This window comes from Mesobacillus boroniphilus JCM 21738, assembly GCF_000517385.1.
Classification (GTDB): domain Bacteria; phylum Bacillota; class Bacilli; order Bacillales; family Cytobacillaceae; genus Mesobacillus; species Mesobacillus boroniphilus.
The window spans coordinates 1-17,482 of record NZ_BAUW01000083.1; the positions used below are offsets into that span (position 1 = coordinate 1).

At 44.3% G+C, this 17,482-nt stretch carries 12 protein-coding genes, 3 pseudogenes and 1 riboswitch; of the genes and pseudogenes, 1 reads left to right on the forward strand and 14 read right to left on the reverse strand.

Annotated elements, in window-relative coordinates:
- Window positions 1-26: 26 nt before the first annotated feature.
- Entirely contained in the window at window positions 27-941 is a 915-nt protein-coding gene (gene lipA / locus JCM21738_RS17495) for a lipoyl synthase (protein ID WP_023626580.1), read from the reverse strand.
- A gap of 487 nt (window positions 942-1,428) precedes the next feature.
- Between lipA and JCM21738_RS17500 the strand changes: the two genes are divergently transcribed.
- Window positions 1,429-2,316, forward strand: a complete 888-nt coding sequence (locus JCM21738_RS17500) for a M23 family metallopeptidase (protein ID WP_081742156.1) — start codon at window positions 1,429-1,431, stop codon at window positions 2,314-2,316.
- 40 nt (window positions 2,317-2,356) lie between these two features.
- Here JCM21738_RS17500 and JCM21738_RS23515 read toward each other — a convergent pair whose 3' ends face one another.
- The 13 genes and pseudogenes from JCM21738_RS23515 to sufC all read right to left on the reverse strand — a co-directional run bounded on the left by JCM21738_RS23515 (window position 2,357) and on the right by sufC (window position 16,779).
- Window positions 2,357-2,458, reverse strand: a complete 102-nt coding sequence (locus JCM21738_RS23515; RefSeq protein ID WP_023626578.1) for a methionine/alanine import family NSS transporter small subunit — start codon at window positions 2,456-2,458, stop codon at window positions 2,357-2,359.
- Window positions 2,458-3,969: a sodium-dependent transporter gene (locus tag JCM21738_RS17505; RefSeq protein ID WP_023626577.1), complete on the reverse strand. Its 1,512-nt coding sequence runs from the start codon at window positions 3,967-3,969 to the stop codon at window positions 2,458-2,460. Before JCM21738_RS17505 ends, JCM21738_RS23515 begins: the two co-directional genes overlap by 1 nt.
- A gap of 271 nt (window positions 3,970-4,240) precedes the next feature.
- A pseudogene (locus tag JCM21738_RS17510) lies at window positions 4,241-5,805 on the reverse strand (Na+/H+ antiporter NhaC family protein).
- Window positions 5,806-5,948: 143 nt separating this feature from the next.
- Window positions 5,949-6,132: riboswitch (Lysine riboswitch) on the reverse strand.
- 66 nt (window positions 6,133-6,198) lie between these two features.
- Window positions 6,199-6,969 (reverse strand): sporulation protein YunB, encoded by a 771-nt coding sequence (yunB, locus tag JCM21738_RS17515; protein ID WP_023626575.1) that lies wholly within the window; start codon window positions 6,967-6,969, stop codon window positions 6,199-6,201.
- 105 nt (window positions 6,970-7,074) lie between these two features.
- On the reverse strand, window positions 7,075-8,184 hold the full coding sequence (locus JCM21738_RS17520; protein WP_023626574.1) for an HD-GYP domain-containing protein: 1,110 nt from the start codon (window positions 8,182-8,184) through the stop codon (window positions 7,075-7,077).
- Between the two features lie 270 nt (window positions 8,185-8,454).
- Complete coding sequence (locus JCM21738_RS17530) at window positions 8,455-8,757, reverse strand: YunC family protein (RefSeq protein WP_023626572.1); 303 nt, start codon at window positions 8,755-8,757, stop codon at window positions 8,455-8,457.
- 147 nt (window positions 8,758-8,904) lie between these two features.
- Window positions 8,905-10,275 carry a bifunctional metallophosphatase/5'-nucleotidase gene (locus tag JCM21738_RS17535; RefSeq protein WP_023626571.1) on the reverse strand — a complete coding sequence of 457 codons (1,371 nt, stop codon included), beginning with the start codon at window positions 10,273-10,275 and terminating at the stop codon, window positions 8,905-8,907.
- A gap of 60 nt (window positions 10,276-10,335) precedes the next feature.
- Window positions 10,336-11,184 (reverse strand): DUF72 domain-containing protein, encoded by an 849-nt coding sequence (locus JCM21738_RS17540; RefSeq protein WP_023626570.1) that lies wholly within the window; start codon window positions 11,182-11,184, stop codon window positions 10,336-10,338.
- Between the two features lie 314 nt (window positions 11,185-11,498).
- Window positions 11,499-12,896 carry a Fe-S cluster assembly protein SufB gene (gene sufB, locus JCM21738_RS17545; protein WP_023626568.1) on the reverse strand — a complete coding sequence of 466 codons (1,398 nt, stop codon included), beginning with the start codon at window positions 12,894-12,896 and terminating at the stop codon, window positions 11,499-11,501.
- A 109-nt stretch (window positions 12,897-13,005) separates the two neighbouring features.
- The gene (gene sufU / locus JCM21738_RS17550; RefSeq protein ID WP_023626567.1) at window positions 13,006-13,452 is read right to left on the reverse strand and encodes a Fe-S cluster assembly sulfur transfer protein SufU; all 447 of its coding nucleotides are present in this window, start codon (window positions 13,450-13,452) and stop codon (window positions 13,006-13,008) included.
- Window positions 13,442-14,671: a cysteine desulfurase gene (locus JCM21738_RS17555; protein WP_023626566.1), complete on the reverse strand. Its 1,230-nt coding sequence runs from the start codon at window positions 14,669-14,671 to the stop codon at window positions 13,442-13,444. Before JCM21738_RS17555 ends, sufU begins: the two co-directional genes overlap by 11 nt.
- Window positions 14,671-15,977 (reverse strand): annotated as a pseudogene (gene sufD, locus JCM21738_RS17560) (Fe-S cluster assembly protein SufD). The gene JCM21738_RS17555 and the pseudogene sufD overlap by 1 nt, the downstream one beginning before the upstream one ends.
- An 18-nt stretch (window positions 15,978-15,995) precedes the next feature.
- Window positions 15,996-16,779 (reverse strand): annotated as a pseudogene (gene sufC / locus JCM21738_RS17565) (Fe-S cluster assembly ATPase SufC).
- Between the last annotated feature and the right edge of the window lie 703 nt (window positions 16,780-17,482).

The window sequence follows — 17,482 nt, forward strand, 5'->3', positions numbered from 1 at the left end:
GTGTATGCTGAACTCTTTTTTAAATCTTACGCCTGCTGAGCTTCCTGATCTGCAAGCTGTTGTCTATGTTTTGCGGCTGAATTAACCTGCTCATCTGCATGATACGATGAACGGACAAGTGGGCCTGCTTCGCAATGACTGAAGCCTTTCTCGATTGCGATTTCCCTTAACTCGGCAAACTCGTCTGGATGATAGTATTTCTGGACCTCAAGATGCTTCTTGGAAGGCTGCAGGTATTGGCCAAGTGTAATAATGTCCACATTGTTTGCTCTCAGGTCATCCATTGCTTCAATCAATTCTTCTTTCGTTTCGCCTAATCCAACCATGATGCTGGATTTCGTCGGGATATCTGGCTGCATTTCTTTTGCGCGGCGGAGGAACTCAAGTGAACGCTCATAAGTTGCACGTGCACGGATTCTTGGCGTCAAGCTTCTAACCGTTTCGATGTTGTGGTTCAGGATATCTGGTCGTGCATCCATAAGTGTTTTCAGGTTTTCCTCAACTCCGCCCATATCGGAAGGCAATACTTCAATTGAGGTAAATGGATTTTTCTTGCGAATCGCTCTTACCGTCTCAGCGAAAACAGCTGCTCCCCCATCCTTCAGGTCATCGCGGGCAACAGCAGTTACGACAACATGCTTTAAGTTCATAAGTGTAACGGAATCCGCCACTCTTTCTGGCTCCTGCCAGTCAAGCTCAGTCGGAAGGCCAGTTTTTACAGCACAAAAACGGCATGCACGCGTACATACATCACCAAGGATCATGAAGGTCGCAGTTCTTCTTACTGCCCAGCATTCGTGGATGTTCGGGCATTTTGCTTCTTCGCATACAGTATGTAGATTTTTCTCGCGCATCAGCTTTTTTAAGCCAGTATAGTTTTCATTCGTATTTAACTTTATTTTCAGCCAATCAGGCTTTCTCTGTACCTCTTTTTTGCTCATTATTTTCACTCCATTCCTGCTGCATTACATCAAGAACACCATGTAAAAATCAAGGCCAGTATACAGCTTCTGATGTCACTTTAACACAATGAAAAACTATCGACAAGTACGATAAACTTGCGATTACCATTATTTGATATTTATGAAAAATCCCCATCATCGCAAACTATAACAAGAAAAGCGCAAGCGCCTTGGTTAGACCCGACTAGCGCTGGAGGGCTGACCAGTGAAGTCGTTCTTTGACTTCATTGGGCGGACCGAAGCGTCTCGAGAGGCTAGGCGCTGGAGCTAGACAAAGAAAAGCGCAAGCGCTAGCTTTTACAATAATAAAGCGCAGACGCTGGAAATTAAAAGAGCTAGATTACGAAGGGAGGATTACGGTGAAATTCCTTAAGGCAGTTATCGTTCTTTTTTACTATTCCCAGTCTTGTTCAAGGATAAAGCAACTGCTGCTGAGCAGGGTCAAGAAGATGTATTTAAAAAAAGGATGGAACTCTATACCAAAGTAGAAGCTGTTACCCAGATCCCCTGGTACTATATTGCCGCGGTGGACCAATATGAGCGGAATGTCCGCCAGGCAAGAAAAGATTTGCCCAAGGCTGAAGGTGTTGCCGGGGTTTATTTCAAACCGGAAGAGTGGGCAGGACTGCTTAACCCTAATATTGAGGATGATAATCGCGTATCCATTCAATTTTTCAATGGAATTGGATTCGATGGGAATGGTGATGGCAAAGCAAGTTTAAAGGATGATGAAGATGTCCTCCAGGCTTTTGCCCAATACTTGCTTTCATATGGGACAGATCATGAAAACTTAAAAATCGGGCTGTGGAATTACTATAAGCGTGACAAAACAGTTGGGATCATCATTGGCAAAGCGATGATTTACAAGCATTTCGGACGTTTAGATCTCGATACACATGTATTTCCTATGCCACTAAGGAGCAACCACAGCTATAACAATACATGGGGGGACGCCCGTGGCTGGGGCGGCAGACGGATTCATGAAGGAACCGATATTTTCGCCGGCTATGGAGTTCCTGTACGCGCGACAGGATACGGAATCGTTGAAATGAAAGGCTGGAACAAGTACGGTGGATGGCGGGTCGGCATCCGTGATATAAATAACACTTACCATTATTTTGCCCACTTGAGCGGCTTTGCAAAAGACCTTAAGGTAGGGCAAATAGTTGAGCCTGGAACCGTAATCGGCGGTGTCGGCAGCTCGGGGTATGGGCCTCCAGGAACAAGCGGAAAATTCCCTCCCCATCTACATTACGGAATGTACAAGGACAACGGCTATACTGAATGGTCATTTGACCCATATCCACATCTGAAAATGTGGGCCAGACAGGAAAGAGCAAGGCTAAAAAAATAAGCATACAAAAAGGCCAACCATTCCGGTTGGCCTTCCCATTTTATGAACGGGCTTTCCTTACTGCGTGTATGACACTCGCTGCAAGTCCTCCCCAGATAATTACCATACCTACAACCATCATTACTAATGCACTAAGATCCATTATTTTGAAACCCCCTTGTCTTGTGGAATTTCGTATAGCGCTTTATCCCATTTCTTCGCTTTAGCGAATACAAATCCAGCAACAATTGCACCGATTGCTACTAGCCATCCAGAGTAAACGTTAAACATCACCGGGTAGCCGCCGTAGCTTGTTTTCAGGTCTGTCAAGATATTCATGACCATCATGATACCCAAAACGATTGGAGTGATATATTTCAAAGAAATGACCCACCAGCTTCCAAGGCGAATATCTGAGATTGCATCAGCATGGTTTTGCAGGTTAGTCAGTTCCTTTGCTACCCAGACAATGAAGACTACTTCTACCAGACCAGCAAGAGCAACACCATAGTTATTGATGAAAGCATCCGCTGAGTCAAGGAAGTTCAAACCGCCCTGAGTTGCAAATAGAATCGAAATCAAAGCAGATAGACCGCCGCCGATTGCAACAGCTTTTGTACGGGAAACATTGAACTTATCCTGGACACCTGCAACATAAGTCTCAACGATTGAAATCAATGAAGACAATCCTGCGAGCGTCAAGCTGACGAAGAATAGCACTCCGAATGCTGCACTGAATGCTGGTAATTCATTAATGATTTGCGGGAATACCGCGAATGCAAGGATTACACCTTTGCTTACTACTTGGTCGATTGGTTGACCTGACTGCATTGCCATGAAGCCCAATGCCGCGAATACCCCGATACCAGCCAGCAACTCAAAGGAAGAGTTAGCAAATGCTGTAATGAATGCGTTGTTTGTAATATCAGATTTCTTTGGAAGATAACTTGAGTAAGTGATCATGATTGCAAAAGCAATGGATAAACTGAAGAAAATCTGTCCATAAGCCGCCACCCATACTTTACCATTAAAGATTTGGCTCCAGTCTGGCTTGAAGAATGCATTGACGCCATCGATTGCTCCATCCAGAGTTAAAGCGCGAACGACAATCACAAAGAATAAAATAAAAAGTGCCGGAATAAAAATCTTGTTCGCAACTTCGATACCTTTCTTTACTCCCTTGAACAAAATACCAAGAGTGATGAACCATACAATGACCAATGGAAGGAATACACCAGGTACGATACTTCCAACTTGACCTGCATCAACTACCTTCAAATAATCACCGACTAGGAATGATAGCGGGTCGTCTCCCCACTGCTTGCTTAGTGAGAAATAAGCGTAAGACATTGCCCAAGCAATGATTACTGCATAATAAGTCGAAATGACAAAGGATACGGCAAGCTGCCACCAGCCAATCCACTCTGCACCTTTGCGCATTCTAAAGTAACTTAATGGTGCAGAACCGCGGTACTTATGGCCAATCGTGAACTCCAAAATCAAAATTGGAATACCAGCCGTCAAAAGTGCGAATAAGTATGGGAAGAAGAATGCTCCCCCGCCATTCTCATAAGCTACACCCGGGAAGCGCCAAATATTTCCCAACCCTACTGCCGATCCTACTGCGGCAAGAATGAATCCTGCCCTCGTTCCCCACTGTGGACGATTTTCCATTTTTAATCCCCCTCGCCTTCTAATCACCTGGAAAATGTTGATAATTAGAAAGTTTTATATTTTCAGATTATTTAGTCTAGGAATAGTATAGCTAGTTTTTAATTGCTTGTCAAAATATTATTTTGCTCATAATAAAATTATTCCTAAAAATTTTTCCCAACTATACCAATACTCCCTATTAATTAGGATTCTATTCCTATTTTTTTCAAAATATGAAAAAAGGCTGTCTGAAAGTAAGACAGCCTTAACATTATTTTGCAAGATTTTCCTTTCACACTTCTTCCTGGGTAGTCTTGCTTCCAAAAATGAAAGCAAAGGCAAGAAGCAAGATTGCCACAACCGCAAGTGCTCCTAAAGTGCTGCCAGTGAAACCAATGATCAGGAATCCGACAGATGCAATCGCAGCGGAGATCAAAGCGTATGGCAGCTGGGTCATGACATGATCCAGGTGGTGTGAGCCAGCTCCTGTTGATGAAAGGATCGTAGTATCAGATATCGGTGAGCAGTGGTCACCAAAAACCGCGCCCGCCAAAACTGCTGCTAATGCCGGCAGCATGAGCGTGATATCAGCTGCTGCAGCGATGTCCCCGGCAATTGGAAGCAGGATGCCGAATGAACCCATGAAGTTCCTGTTGAGAAAGCCATGATTCCAGCTACGAGGAATAGCAGGAACGGCAAGAATGAGATATTGATATTAGAGCTTTCAACAATACCAGCAAGATACTTGCCAGTTTCAAGTCTTCCAATTAAATCAACAATAACCCATGCGAAGAACAGGATATAAATAGCCGGGAGCATTGACTTAATGCCCTCAACCATTCCTTTGCCAAAAACATTGGCATTGACGCCTTTTAACACTACTGCCTGCCTTACAAACAGAATCAGTGCAACAGCCAGGCCAAGCAATCCGCCAGTGACAAGAGACTTCGTTACATCTGTGTTTTCAAAAATCGCTAAAATGGTAACTTCACCTTCAACAGCGCTTGCTCCAGTCCAAAGCATCATGCCTACCGTTCCAGCCACAAGGGCTACAATCGGCCATACAAGGTCTCCAACTGTCCCTTTTGTGCTTGTGGGAAGGTCATCCTTCAGTTCTCCTGGTACAGGCTTGTCCTGTGGGACGACGATTCCTTCAGTGATCGCACGTTCTTCATGCTTTTTCATCGGTCCAATTTCAATATTTCGAAGAGCTACGATAAACACCATCGCTAACGCTGCAAGTGCGTAAAAGTTCATTGGCACAATTTGCATAAATCCTGAGAACGCACTATATTCATTTACACCGTGCGCAGCAAGAATTGTACCGATTAATGCAATGATATAGGCACCCCAGCTTGAAATCGGAGAGATAACACACACAGGTGCTGATGTTGAATCGATAATATAGGCCAGCTTTGCACGTGAAACCTTTTGTCGGTCTGTGATCGGGCGTGTAACTTGGCCGACTGCCAGAGCATTGAAATAATCATCAATGAAAATAATGAATCCTAAAAATGCGCCAACAAGCTGTGCTCCGACTCTTGTTTTTACACGCTTCATCGCCCATTCGCCAAACGCGCGGCTTCCGCCCGAAATTGAAATGAACGCTGTGATAGTACCCAATAATAATAAGAATAGGATGATGTACAGGCTATATGTGTTCAGTTCACCATCTGCGACAACAATACCCTTGATCGCGTCCCACATAATAGCAAATGTTTCTGCGAAATTAAATTCAGCGAGCAAAAAAGCCGCTGCGATGATGCCTGTCCCCAAAGACAGAAGCACTCGTCTTGTGATCACTACCATTAAGATTGCCACTAATGGCGGCAGCAATGAAAAAATTGTGTTCTCCATTTTTTCTTTCTCCTCCTTGTTTTTGACAGGGGGAAACTGGTTACATGAAAAGAGTTGTAGCTACTTTTTAAAAATAAATAAAAAAGGGCAACGATAGAGAACATTCTATCGCTGCCCTGAAGTAAGCAACTAGTGTCTCCATCACGATCTGTAGCTCCCCATTATGGATATACCTCCATAATGACAGTGATACTTTTGTTCAAAGTATCCCCAGCAATAAAAAATGTGACTCACTCATTATTGCTTCGGCAAAATTCCCTTTTAGCTGTGATCAACGTTGTCATCCTCACACAGCTTACTCTTGAATCCTGCGCCTCTACCCCATCGGAATGATGTGGTTTATTATTCAATTGATTTTATAATATAACAATATCGCTAACTTGACAACTGTTTTTATTGCCCAGGCGTGCCAGGAACCTGAATAGCAGGTGGTACGACCCCACCGCCGCCATTATAAAATTGCGGTACCTTTCCAGGGTAATAGAAGCTGCCAATCGGAATATTTTCCTGCACAGTGGCTATTTTAGTCGCAAACGGGATGATAATTTGGACGTTGACCTTGACTCTGACGGAAACATTAATTAACGTATTGTTGATTCCATGCTCTTCGGTATCCCAGACCACATCTGATGTCACATCCCCAATCGCATTGAATTTCACAGGAACTCTCGGGCCCATATTACCAAGGAGTGCATTATTGGTGGCCTGGCCCAATGGAACGTAATAAATGATTCCTGCTTCCCTGTCCTCTTCATCAGTGACGAGCTCGACATCTGTCAGCATCTCGAGTGAAGTGAGATGCCCTCTTTCTGCTTCCTTCAGGTTCATTTGCACGATATTAGTCGTTTCTGCTTTTACCCTGTTGATGATTTCAGTATTGAATTTCACTACAGTAGTCGTTCCGCCATCCACCGGAACAAACTCGATTACTTTATCAATATCCATCCCATTGGCAATCTTCTTATTGATCGCCTTATTGATTACAAGCGTGGCAATTTTTCTAGTCTGGGATTCTGCATATTTCATTAAAGTGGGCTCGAGCCCTTTATCTATGATCCACAATCCTGCTGCTGTTGAAAAGGAAAAAAAGACGAATGTCAGCAGGAATACATACCTGAAAGGCAAGGGCCCTTTTCGAGGCAGCCGCCGGCCGAATTTTGCCAAAACAAATCCCCCCTCTAAAGCTATATGTATGCTTCAAAGGGGGGAACTAGCCTAAAAAGTATTTAAAGTTTGTGACTGCTCTACTAAAATACCATTTTGAAAAAATTAATAATTAGCTGCGTACTCATACTTAATAATCGTATCACAGCTGACAATCATCAGGGATAGGTTCGATTCCAAATCAAGCTGGTATGGCACTACTTTTCGGCCGCTTTCCTCGAGAATACGCACAATAGGGCGCTCACCCAAGCCAGGATTCTGCTCAGCCACTACTCCCTTCCGCCCATCGCTTAACATAACGGTAAGGCCGACCGGATATATCGCCACCGCTCTTCGGAAGGCATCGACTACCTTCGTATCAAACAGGCTGCCTGACCCCGAATAGAGGATTTCAAGACCTTCATGCGGAAGCATAGCTGGCCGATAAACACGATTAGAAGTAACGGCATCAAACACATCTGCCACACCAAGTATCTTTCCAAATAAGTGGATTTCGTCCTTTTTCAATCCACGTGGATAGCCTGCACCATTCAAGCGTTCGTGATGCTGATAGGCACAATGAGCCACTATCAGAGGAACGGTCGGGATATTCCTGAGCATCTGAAAGCCATCTTCAGCGTGGGCCTTAATGACTTGGAATTCTTCCGCAGTCAGCTTGCCTGGTTTTAATAAAATTTCTTCTGGAACATTCATTTTTCCAACATCATGTAAAATCGCTCCGAGACCCAGCTGCTCAAGCTCTTTTGGAGTCAGCTTCATTTCGATGCCAATCGCCAGGGCATATAAAGTAACATTCAATGAATGAGAAAAAATATAGTGGTCATGCAGGAACACATCGGACAGCAAATTCAACAGCTCTTTGCTCCTTTGTAGCTCATTAAGCAAATCACTGATCAGCTTCTTGAATTTCCTCGCTGATTTTTCCAGTACAAAGGTTTGTGAAACCTTCGAATCCAGCTGAATTTGCTTGAATGTATCCCCAATCGTCATAATCGCATTGACTCGCAGTTCATCTGATATGGAGTTTCTCACAATGATATCGTCTGTATCAGGATCTTTGATATAAATATAGTCAATACCAAACTCTTCAAGTCGGCTAAGGATTTTGCCTTCGAGTCTTGCGCCTACGTTTAAAAGAACCTGGCCCTTGTCATTATAAATGGCTTTCCCGAGTAAAGCCCCTTCCTCTACCGAAGTGGTGGCTACGAGTCTCATGTCAATTCCCACTTTATCTGTTAGTTGGTGGTGGCTATTTTCCGGCGATAATTTCCGAAAAATAACTAGAAAAACAAGAAAATTTTACATAAAACGACAATATTTTCTTATATTCTATCACAATAATTATAAGAGTGGTGATACCTTTTGTGATTTTGAGTTGGGAAAAAAGCAGTTCAACTTATATATCGGATAGCTCCATTGATTCTTAACAATTGCCACAATATGTTCACACGTCAACGCAAAAAGACAGCCATACAGGCTGCCTTGTTAATTCATGAACAGCAATGCTTCTTTGCCGATCATACCTTTTGTGGCACCAAGGTTTTCCGCTTCATAAGTGACGGACTCCAGCGGGGCTTCAAGCAATTCCTCGATTGTTTTTACGCCAACCGCCCTGCCGGCAATAACCTTCCTGCCCTTAAGTTTTTCATTGAGAAGTGCGACATCCAGAGCTCCGCACATAATGTATCCTTTATCTCCTGTAACAACAAGCAGGTTTGTCTTCGGCAGTTTTACAGAAATACATAAAAACGTCCTGCCTTCTATTTCAATAGGTGACATCTCAATCATGATCACAACTCCCTCCTTCAATCCCAATAACACTCTATGAAGGAGAGGCGGAAAGCGTGATATTTTGATCAGATATTGCTGAAAGTTGGTTGATAATTTCAGTTCATTAAACTGAGGGACCAGCCCATTAAAGCACGAGAGATTATTTTAATAAGATGTAAGCTTCCACTCAAGCAAATTGCGAAGGAACTCGGGAAGCCAGTATTCCTTTTCCACCGCTCGTTGAATCTCAGGGAAAAACCGGCCGAACGTGAACATATCGGGAATAGCCAGTATATAGTGTTCCTTGGCCTCGATCAGCCTGCCATTGATGAGGACCTGGGTGACATTACCTTTTCGCTGAAACTCGATTCCATCATACTCCATGACACCCATGACGGTACCGCGAAAGCCAAGCCCCTTAATTTGCAGATGGGGCCATTTTTCATCCCTGGTCTGAAGGAGCACTTCTTTTAGCTCTGCTCCTGACATTCTGATGGTGCAAGGATTGATTGGATGCGGACAAATTTCGAGCAGGTCGAACTTCGTAACATTTCCCTGCTTCAGCCCTTTAAGGATCATCCCGGCATTCATGAACGCACAATCGGCATTGCACCATTCTCTTAATGCCTGAGTGAGCATTCTGGAAAGTTCCGAATGCTGCATTGGATCTGCCTTTAAAGCCTCTGGAAGAAAAGCAACACTTTCTGCCAACAGCCTTTTGCCTTCCAAAAAATATCCTTCTGCCATTTGCTGCTCGACCTGGGCCTGATCTTCTTCGTTCATATCATAGAGTATCGCTTTCTTATGTAAAATCTGCTTAGTATTCTTATCCAGCTTCAATGTCACATGCCCGGTATAGTACCCAAATTTCCCAGCTCCCGCCAGCAAGCTGGAGCCAACCTCCTTGCCCTCAAGTAAAATATGGTGGGTATGGCCGCCTAAAATGACGTCAATTTCCGGGAACATCCCCGCAATCATTTCATCATCATGAATTCCTAAATGTGATAGAAGGATAATGACATCCGTTTCATCTTTTAATTGTTCGACGCAGTTCTTCAGCTCATCGATCGGGTCATTCAGCTTCCACCCCAGCTGCTCATAAAACATGCCAAAATTCACTGTGATGCCAATGACACCGATTCTAGTCCCGCTGTTGCTTATATATACATGATAGGGCTTAGCCCACCCCGGCCTGCTCCCATCCCGATTATATAGATTTGCTATCAGCATTTCAAAATTCTTATCAAGGTACATCGAATCCAGGTCTTCGAAAGGAAGCGTGATGCCTTCGTTATTCCCTATCGTCGCTGCATCATAGCCAGCTTCATTCAAAAGACGGCAATTTGCCTTTCCCCTGGTTGCATCTGCTAATGGATGCCAGCGGTCCATATGATCGCCAATATCGAAAACAAGAACCTCGTCGCCCGCTTCCTCGTGCCAGCGCCTTCGCTCAGTCACCAGCTTATGGATGCTCGGCCATTGCTCCAAATGGCTATGCAAATCATTCGTATGGTAAATATGAATAATCTCTTCCATCTAACCATCCTCTTTTTAAAATGAAGTGCCCCACTGCATGTTATCATGGGGTCCAAAGTCTTAAAACAAATCCAGCTGCCTCGGGTTTAACCCCTCGTATTCTATGTCCAATAGCTCCACCATTTGATTGGCATTATCAGCCGCATCCCCGCCGGAATTGTTGTTGAACAATGCGAAAACCCGGGATGTGCTTTCGTTTAACTTTTTCAGGTTTTCGGCCCACTCTGTTAATTCCTCTTGATTATAGCGATATAAATAGCGGACTTCGCGCCAATCCTCGCCTTTGCCTTTCTTATTCCAGCCATGGACATTGCGGCCGTGAAAGCGGACAAGAACCTTATCCTTTGATGTAGATTCGAGAACTGTAGGTATGGAGCCCTCCCCTGCCTGCGGTTCATCGCAAATGCTGTGGATCCACTTTTCCTCTCTCATAAAATCCAGTGTCTTCTCGCGCATATCATCTGTGAACCATGCCTGGTTGCGGAATTCGAGCGCGCAGTCGATATCCCCCATCTGATCGCGGCACCAGCGCAAATAATCGACATTCTCCTTGCGCAGGTCAAACCACGGCGGAAACTGAAAAAGCGTCATACCGTGCTTATTCGCCTCGAGATAAGGCTTGAGCGACTCTTTGTATGCAGTGAACATCTCATTTTTATCAGTAAAAGGAATTTCACCGCGCTGGTGCCCGGTCATTCCCTGGTACGCTTTAACAATGAATTGAAAATTGTCAGGTGTGTCATCTACCCATTTCGCGGCATTCCTCACAGGCTGCACAGCGTAAAAAGAGGCATCGACCTCGACTGCAGGAAAGTGGCTGGAGTACTCCTTCAGTTTATCCCGCGGTGAAACCTTGCCCTCATATAAACTGTCATGGTCTCCCCAGCCCGTTAAGCCAACAATAATCATCTGTGCACCTCCATTTTAACTTCATGATAGCATATTTCCCCATAATTGAAATGAAGAAACAACCTGGGATCCGCCATTAAGTGAATAGCATATGTCTTTGATTAATTGCAGGATATTCTATCATAATTGTACACTCGATTGCATTATTTGCACGATTAACTGAATTAATTGCACGTTCAATCATGATATTCGCACGGAACATTCACTTAATTGCAACCGTCTTCCATTCACTGGAAAACAGCATCATATACATATGAGCTTCACATGCAAAAAATCCACCTGCCGAGGCAGGTGGATTCCCGTAACTATCATTATTAACCAATTGAACCTTCCATTTCGAACTTGATCAGGCGGTTCATTTCGACTGCGTATTCCATTGGCAATTCTTTTGTGAATGGCTCGATGAAGCCCATTACAATCATTTCTGTTGCTTCTTCTTCGGAAACTCCGCGGCTCATCAGGTAGAACAGCTGCTCTTCTGATACTTTGGAAACCTTCGCTTCGTGCTCAAGAGAAATGTTGTCGTTCAGGATTTCATTAAATGGAATCGTATCTGAAGTAGACTTGTTGTCCATGATCAACGTATCACACTCAATGTTAGAGCGGGCGCCGTCAGCTTTGCGTCCAAAGTGGACGATACCGCGGTATGTTACTTTTCCGCCTTGCTTAGAGATTGATTTTGATACGATTGTTGATGATGTGTTTGGAGCAAGGTGAATCATTTTCGCACCTGCATCCTGGTGCTGGCCTTTACCCGCAATTGCGATGGATAATGTCATACCGCGAGCTCCTTCACCCTTAAGGATGACTGCTGGGTATTTCATTGTCAACTTGGAACCGATGTTGCCATCGATCCATTCCATTGTCGCGTTCGCTTCACAGACCGCACGCTTTGTTACCAGGTTGAAGACGTTGTTTGCCCAGTTCTGGATTGTTGTGTAACGGCAATATGCGTCTTTCTTGATGATGATTTCAACAACCGCACTGTGAAGTGAGTTTGTTGTGTACACAGGAGCTGTACAGCCTTCAACATAGTGTACGTGCGCGCCTTCATCAACAATGATCAATGTACGCTCGAACTGACCCATGTTTTCAGAGTTGATGCGGAAGTACGCCTGAAGTGGTGTATCTACTTTAATGCCCTTTGGAACATAGATGAAAGATCCGCCAGACCAGACCGCAGAGTTCAATGCTGAGAACTTATTGTCTGTCGGCGGAATAACTTTTCCAAAATGCTCACGGAAGATATCTTCGTTTTCTTTAAGAGCTGAATCTGTGTCTTTAAAGACGATTCCAAGATCCTCAAGCTCTTGCTTCATGTTGTGGTATACAACCTCTGATTCGTATTGCGCAGAAACACCAGCAAGGTACTTTTGCTCAGCTTCAGGGATACCAAGCTTATCGAAAGTCGCCTTGATTTCTTCAGGAACTTCATCCCAAGATTTTTCAGAGCGCTCAGATGGTTTTACATAGTAAGTGATTTCATCAAAATTCAATGAAGCCATGTCTCCGCCCCATTGAGGCATTGGCATATTGTAAAAGTGCTCAAGAGACTTTAAACGGAAGTCCAGCATCCATTGTGGCTCTTCCTTAAGCTTTGAAATTTCTTCAACGATTTCACGCGTCAAACCGCGTTTAGACCGGAAGATGGAAACGTCTTTGTCGGCAAAACCGTATTTATAATCACCGATCTCTGGCATTTTTTTAGCCATCGTCGAATTCCTCCATTCTTAAAGCAGGGAAACAAGGTTTCCTGCTTTGTATTGTACTGCTGCAGGCCAATCCCCTGCATTTGTGTAAAAATCACCAAGCGATGATTTTTTATTGGCTGTCTTCCTCTTCCTTCAGGCCTTTCTCCATTGCCTTCCATGCAAGAGTAGCACATTTGATCCTTGCCGGGAATTTCGCCACACCTTGCAGTGCTTCAATATCCCCGAGGTCAAGATCATCCTCTTCATAGTCTTTTCCCTGCATGATGTCAGAAAAAACCGTTGAAAGCTTTAAAGCTTCCTCGATATGTCTTCCTTTTACCGCTTGCGTCATCATCGAAGCAGAGGACATGGAAATCGAGCAGCCTTCCCCTTCAAATTTTGCGTCCGCTACCTTGCCGTCTTCGACTTTCATCGTCAGCTGGATGCGGTCGCCGCATGTCGGGTTGTTCATATTGACTGTCAGGCTGCCTTCTTCCAAAACACCTTTATTGCGAGGGTTCTTATAGTGATCCATAATAACTTGCCGATAAAGGTTATCTAAATTATTAAAAGACATCGCTGAAATACTCCTTTGTTTTGACAAGACCGGCTACGAGCTTGTCAATATCTTCTTCTGTGTTGTACAGGTAGAAGCTTGCACGTGCTGTCGCGGACGCCTTCAGCCATTTCATCAATGGCTGTGCACAATGGTGGCCCGCGCGGACGGCGATTCCTTCAGCATCTAATACAGTTGCCACATCATGTGGATGTACGTCATCAATATTGAATGTTACGAGTCCAGCACGCTTGCCGGCTTCCCTCGGGCCATAGATCGTCATGCCATCGATTTCAGACATTTTATCCATGGCATAAGCCGAAAGTGCGTGTTCATGCTTTTCGATGTTGTCGAGCCCAAACTCGTTCAGGAAGTCGATTGCGGCCCCAAGACCGATTGCACCAGCGATGATTGGTGTTCCGCCTTCGAATTTCCACGGCAGCTCTTTCCATGTTGACTCGTAAAGACCTACGAAATCAATCATTTCACCGCCAAACTCAACCGGCTCCATTTTTTCAAGAAGTGCCTTCTTGCCATATAATACGCCGATACCGGTCGGCCCGCACATCTTATGTCCGGAAAAAGCGAGAAAATCGCAATTCAGGTCCTGGACATCAATCTTCATATGCGGAGCGCTTTGGGCGCCATCGACAACCATGATCGCACCATTCTGGTGGGCAATCTCGGCAATCTCTTTGATCGGGTTCATGACCCCAAGTACGTTGGAAACCTGCATGATGGAGACGATTTTCGTATTCTCTGTAACCACTTCTCTTACAGTATCAAGTGAAATCGTGCCATCTTCCTGCAGGTCGATATATTTCAATGTTGCACCCGTTTGTTTTGCCATCTGCTGCCACGGAATGATATTACTGTGATGCTCCATATAGGAGATGACTATTTCATCGCCCTCTTTAAGACTATCACGTCCATAGCTTGCAGCTACCGTGTTGATCGCAGTAGTCGTCCCACGAGTGAAAATGATTTCTTCAATTGATTTTGCGTTAATGAACTTTCGGACTTTTTCCCTTGATCCTTCGTAACCATCAGTCGCTCTTGTTCCAAGAGTATGGACACCGCGGTGTACGTTGGAGTTGTATTCGCGATAATATTTATCCAATGCTTCGATAACCTGCACCGGCTTTTGTGATGTCGCTGCGCTGTCAAGATAGACAAGCGGGCTGCCATTGACTTCCTGATTTAAAATCGGAAATAATTCACGAATTTCGCGGGCGTTCATTATTTAACTTTCCTTTCGATTACCTCAACCAACTGCTTTTTAACTCCCTCCATTGGCAGCTCATTAACAACTGGCGCAAGGAATCCGTGGATGACAAGACGCTCTGCTTCATGCTTCGAAATACCGCGGCTCATCAAGTAGTAAAGCTGAAGCGGATCAACGCGTCCAACAGAAGCCGCGTGGCCGGCTGTTACATCGTCTTCATTGATCAGAAGGATTGGGTTAGCGTCCCCACGAGCTTTTTCGCTTAACATAAGTACGCGAGATTCTTGTTCTGCGTTTGACTTAGAAGCACCATGCTCGATTTTTCCAATTCCATTGAAAATAGAAGTCGCGCTATCCTTCACAACACCGTGCTTCAAGATATAGCCTTCTGAATTTTTACCGAAATGGATGATGCTTGTAGTGAAGTTCTGAGTCTGTTCTCCGCGACCGACAACAACTGTCTTCGTGTCCCCGTATGAGCCATCACCAACAAGGTTCGTAGTGTTTTCAGAAATTGTGTTGCAATCGTTCATCATGCCAAGAGCCCACTCGATACGAGAATCTCTTCCAGCATTACCGCGACGGTTCACATACGTAGTAAGACCTTCAGCAAGTGTATCTACTGCGCCATACTGGATTTTAGCATTTTGTCCTGTGATAGCTTCCGTTACGATATTCACCAATCCGTTCACTTTGCCAGTTGTTGAGATGTAGTTCTCAACGTATGTTACAGAGCTATTGTCTTCTGCAACGACAAGCACGTGGTTGAAAAGCTTGCTTCTGCATCATCATGCAGGAAGATTGCCTGGATAGGATTTTTGATTTGAACATTTTTCGGAACATAAAGGAATGCTCCGCCGTTCATGAATGCAGCGTGAAGTGCAGTCAAACGGTGCTCATCACTTTTAACAGCTGTCATGAAATATTTCTTCAGCAAATCACTGTATTCGCGAGCCGCTGTGAAAAAATCTGTGAAAATGACGCCTTGCTCTTGCATTTCCTTTGAAAGCTGAAGATATGCAGGCTTGTTGTTGCGCTGAACATACAGGCTGCTGTCCTTTGCTTCCAGGTCCACAAGTGCTTTTACCTCTTCTGGAAGCTCGTCGATGGATGAAAATGCATCGCTTTTAACGAGCAGTTTTTCGAATTGTGTAAAATTCCATTTATCAATCTTCGTCTTATCCGGTCTTGGCAAAGAGAGGTCCTCTGCTTTTGCAAGAGATTGTATACGAAGCTCTGTCAGCCATTCCGGTTCATTCATTTCTTTTGAGAAGGAAGTAATGTACTCCTGGTCAAAAGCCCATTTCATTTCCGTAGTCATTATAAATCCCCCCAACGCTTAAGCTTCTTGCCCAACTGTTTCGTCTTCGATGCCCAGTTCTTTCTTAATCCAGTCGTATCCTTCTGCTTCTAAGCGCTGTGCAAGTTCCGGTCCGCCGGACTTCACAATGCGGCCCTGCATCATAACGTGAACATGGTCAGGAGTGATGTAATCAAGAAGACGCTGGTAATGAGTGATGATCAAGCAGCCGAAATCTTCACTGCGCATTTCATTGATTCCTTTAGAAACAACCTTCAATGCGTCGATATCAAGACCTGAGTCGATTTCATCAAGGATTGCGATTTTTGGTTCAAGCATCATCAATTGAAGTATCTCGTTACGCTTCTTCACCGCCGGAGAAACCTTCATTTAAGTAACGCTGGGCCATATCAAGGTCCATTTCAAGGAATTCCATTTGCTTATCCATCTTGCGGATGAACTTCATAAGAGAAATTTCATTACCTTCGCCAAGACGGCTGTTCAACGCAGAACGCAAGAAGTCAGCATTCGTTACACCACTGATTTCACTTGGATATTGCATCGCAAGGAACAAACCAGCACGTGCTCTCTCATCAACTTCCATTTCAAGAACATCTTCGCCATCAAGCGTAACTGTTCCGTTCGTTACTACATACTTAGGGTGTCCCATGATAGCAGAAGACAAAGTGGATTTACCGGTACCATTCGGTCCCATGATCGCGTGGATTTCCCCACCCTTAACTTCCAAGTTCACACCTTTTAATATCTGTTTGCCTTCAATCTCAACCTGAAGGTCCTTAATTGATAATACAGATCCTGCCATAATATTACCTCCGTCAATATAGAAAAGATTTTAAGCCGACTATTGCCGTCTTTAACTCTATTCTCATTTTATTCTCATTACAATCTTATAACAAATGAAAAGTGTTAGCAACACTTTAAAAGTGGAAAGAAATACAACGAACCCCGTAGATGATTGTCAAACCCTATTTGACTTTTGGCTCATGCCGAGAGTGAGTGAAACGACCGGGCAAATGTATTTGCCCGCAGCGTTTCATTCACTCTCGGCAGCTTTTCAGCGTCAGCGGAAAAGCCAGTGAAGCGTAAGCTTCACGAAGTGAGCCAAAAATCCGCACCAACTAGATTTGCATTTTAATCTACTGACGGTCTTCCTAGTCTTCTTTCCAGTTCCCCCGTCCCCGCCTTCCAGCTCGCTGAAAGGCGACATGCGACGACAATACACAATTACATTTTAACAGAACAAGCAATCTAAAGTCGGATATACCGCTCAAAGCTTGGACATCATTTTATTTTTTACCTTCTATTATAAAAAAATGTACTCCAAAGCCGAAGTACTATTGGTTCGGACAGCTTTACTTCTCTTGAAGACGAACCTGTCCGAATGTGTGTCTCGACTTCTGACGACTTTTCGACCTAACACCTCAAACCTGTCACAATAACGGCTTTTTCTTGACAGCTTTTCGCCCTAACACCCCGAACCTGTCACAATAACAGCCTTTTCTTGA